The sequence below is a fragment of the Colwellia sp. BRX9-1 genome (assembly GCF_014077195.1).
Taxonomy (GTDB): Bacteria; Pseudomonadota; Gammaproteobacteria; order Enterobacterales; family Alteromonadaceae; genus Colwellia_A.
Window position 1 is genome coordinate 1 of the sequence record NZ_JACGVM010000042.1, and the last position, 3249, is coordinate 3249.

Below are 3249 nucleotides of genomic sequence, written 5' to 3' on the forward strand. Positions count from 1 at the left end.
CATTTAGGTGCTATTACCAAATGCGGTAACAGCCGTGCAAGACGACTACTGGTCGAAGGTGCACATTCGTATAAACACAACGCCAATATTTCAAAAGAAATGCAATTAAGACAAGAAGGCTTAAGTAAAGAAATCATCGATATGGCATGGCAAGCACAATTGAGGTTATGCAGACGATATAATCGACTCATGCACAAAGGCAAACATCGTAATGTGGTCGTTACGGCCATCGCCAGAGAAATGATCGCTTATATTTGGGCTATTTCTCGTGAGGTAGTGCTACCAAAGATTGATGTGAAGCTAAGAATATCGAGAGTACCTGCATGAATAAAAGTTTTGAGTTAGCGCATGGGATCAAGCATCGGGTGTGGCACAACCACCGACGGCGTTAGGACGGCAATAGCCTAACGGCTATTGAACCGCGAACATAGACTGAAGACAGGTGCCACGACGAAATGAGTAAGGTAGGCGCTGCTAAAAAATAAATTAGTAATCCACGAATATCAGCATGATAACCGACGAAATTACTTGCTTCATTCTATGCGTTAACTCACTTAATACTAAGAGTGAATACAATGGTTCTGAAACTAATGAACAAGGATCAGTGTATTTAACTTGACGTGGGGAGTCATACCAACGCCACATTAAGCGGCAAAAAGTTGTTGGTTAAAATGTTGAACGGAGTGAAAACAACCAACTGTTTTTTGTCCGTTTGAATGCCTTGTTATATTCACGAGAACACCAAATCCATTTTTTCACGATCGTAATTTAATAGCCAATCATTATGCTTATTATACAAGGATATAAGTTCATTTTTACTAGCGCTTATTACATCCATGCCACGATCATCGTATAAATTCACGATGATATTTTTAGATTTATTAATGAAGAAACATTCTCCGGATATTGATGGAAAACGACAACTAAAATCGCTATGGATTAATGAAAGTAGTATATTTTTATAGTTGATAGATTTAAGACTGAGGCTTGGTATATATACTCTTTTCCAGCACTCTGATTTGTAATCTAGCTCGTAAATATCACGGACATCTGAGTATTTAGCTAAGCCGTTTTTAGTAGGTTCTATTTGTTTAAAGATAAAACTACCTTTCCTGATTTTTTTACGGCCATCAGAATATTGTTGATAAATTAATTCTATTTCATCGTTGTGGCCAAATACAGATTTGAAAATTGAAACTGCACGTTCATGCGCAGCATTAAAATATTCGTTACTTACTTCTAATTCATCTTGCCCAATTTCAAATCTTAAACCGATAGGCCAATTGTAGAACAAAGGCTTTTCAATTTTTAACTTTGGGAAATTTTCATCTAAATATGAATTCATAGCATCCTGCTAGCTAAGTGAATATAACGCCCCACTAAGAGGCAAATAATAGTTGGTTATAATAGAGAGCGAAGCGAAAAAAACCAACTGTTATTTGTCCTGCTTGAGTGGCTTGTTATACGTACCTACAACGGAAACCATTTTTTATATTTTTGTTTCCTGGCTAACTCCACAGCATCTATTATCTCGTCTCGTTTTGACGTTGAACAAAAAGCTAAATACTCATCAACCTTTTTCCCCGACCAACCTGGAGCAGCAGCTAAGACCCAAAAGTGCATTCCATCATTGTTGTTTTTAGCGGCAACATAATTAATTATTTTTTCTATATCTAGATTCACTGGCACTACTTTAAGCATTGCCATTGCTCTAATAGCTCCGTCAATAAGCATGTCGTTTTCTGTATCTATGGCTTCAAATATCGTTGTAACATCCTGTTCATTTTGCATAGATAATCTTTGGATTGCATCACCTATAGCGACATAAACCATTGTCGCTTCGAAAGTTTGGTGTGCAAGTGATTGAAGGAATTCCAGCGCAGGTTTATAGCCACATTCTCCAATGGCCATAATCATTTGATACTGAGTTCCCCAAGTACGTAAATCTTTAAGTTCTTCTTTTAAGGCACTTAATAGAAAGGGGCCAGCATCAATATTTTTAAGTTTACGTAATTTCTTAGTCGCAGAGCGTCGTTTAGGTGACTTTTTATCCTTAAGCTGCAAAATTATTTCATCTAGCACAAAACCCTCCTGTACGTATAACGCCTCATTAAGAGGAAATTTTTAGTTGGCTAAAATGTTGAACGCAGTGAAAACAGCCAACTGTAAATTTTCCTGCTTGAATGCCTTGTTATATGCACAATTACACTAACATACCGTTCGCTAATAATGCAGGTAAGAAAAATCCCACCGATAAAACAATTGACCCAGTTAATATCATTGCAACTGAGCAAAAAACTGCATGTGTTGTAAATACTTTAGGTTGAAGAACTGCGCTATTTAGAAAGCCAATCTTTATAATTTGAATTTGTGAACTAAGCCAGTTTATTTTAGGTTGGAGCCAAACAAGTAATGGCTTGAAATACATAGCCAAAGCACCAAAAGCAAGTTCGATACCACCTATATCAATTAGAAACATCATTTCAGGTCCCGCAAATGCTGCGAAAGCAATAAATAAACCAATTAATAATTTTTGAATTAAACTTAAATCATTCCAAGTACGCATACATATCCTTGTGCATATAACGCCACGTTAAGCGGCAAAAAATTGTTGGCTAAAATTGTGAACGGAGTGAAACAGCCAACTGTTTTTTGTCCGTTTGAACGTCTTGTTATATGCCAACTACACTCGTTTCGAAATTAGTTTGCCACTGACCAGTTTCTTTAAGATCGGCAATCCAAGAAAGAAAAAAAGCGTAAGTAAGAATGCATTAATAAGTAAATATGTAACTGTGAAATTTCCAACTTCTTCGAATGCTACTTTATCATCTGCTTTCTTAGTAAACCGAATCGTTTTATTTGATGGTATCACTAAATAACTTTTCATTTTATATGCAGGAGTAATATCACCAGAAGGAGATGATGTTTCTTCCTCTGATTTTGACTCCAGCGCTAAATATACATTACTTGGATATAGCCTAGATAGTTCAATTTTAGCTTCTGACCAAGGAGTTATAATTTCATTAATAAGTATTAATGGAAAAACAAAAGCTAACATGGTGAAAAAAGAAAAAATGATTTTTAAAAATGCTACGAGATGCAAGCCTTAACTCCTTTTTGGCATATAGACACAATGACTCCCCACAAGGTGCTAGCCTCTAAATGTGGGTTAGTTTTACAAACCAGAGCCATAATATATGTGTCAACATTATCAAACAGAGGCTAGCATGATAAAACATAACATACTTT

General features: G+C 36.0%; 4 protein-coding genes and 1 pseudogene. 1 reads left to right on the forward strand and 4 read right to left on the reverse strand.

What is annotated here, in order from left to right; genetic code table 11:
- Window positions 1-327 (forward strand): annotated as a pseudogene (locus tag H4J76_RS19280) (IS110 family transposase); the annotation flags it as partial.
- Between the two features lie 403 nt (window positions 328-730).
- Here the strand turns inward: H4J76_RS19280 and H4J76_RS19285 are convergent.
- The 4 genes from H4J76_RS19285 to H4J76_RS19300 all read right to left on the reverse strand — a co-directional run bounded on the left by H4J76_RS19285 (window position 731) and on the right by H4J76_RS19300 (window position 3103).
- Window positions 731-1345 carry a DUF3885 domain-containing protein gene (locus H4J76_RS19285; protein WP_182231120.1) on the reverse strand — a complete coding sequence of 205 codons (615 nt, stop codon included), beginning with the start codon at window positions 1343-1345 and terminating at the stop codon, window positions 731-733.
- Between the two features lie 125 nt (window positions 1346-1470).
- On the reverse strand, window positions 1471-2082 hold the full coding sequence (locus H4J76_RS19290) for a hypothetical protein (protein WP_182231121.1): 612 nt from the start codon (window positions 2080-2082) through the stop codon (window positions 1471-1473).
- 121 nt (window positions 2083-2203) lie between these two features.
- A complete protein-coding gene (locus H4J76_RS19295) occupies window positions 2204-2566 on the reverse strand; it encodes a hypothetical protein (RefSeq protein WP_182223071.1) in 363 nt (120 codons plus the stop codon).
- 117 nt (window positions 2567-2683) lie between these two features.
- The gene (locus H4J76_RS19300) at window positions 2684-3103 is read right to left on the reverse strand and encodes a hypothetical protein (RefSeq protein ID WP_182231122.1); all 420 of its coding nucleotides are present in this window, start codon (window positions 3101-3103) and stop codon (window positions 2684-2686) included.
- Window positions 3104-3249 lie beyond the last annotated feature (146 nt).

Bases quoted from the DNA above. Each gene is read 5' to 3' on its own strand.
- H4J76_RS19285 (WP_182231120.1), bottom strand. From the start codon at position 1,345: ATGAATTCATATTTAGATGAAAATTTCCCAAAGTTAAAAATTGAAAAG.
- H4J76_RS19295 (WP_182223071.1), bottom strand. From the start codon at position 2,566: ATGCGTACTTGGAATGATTTAAGTTTAATTCAAAAATTATTAATTGGT.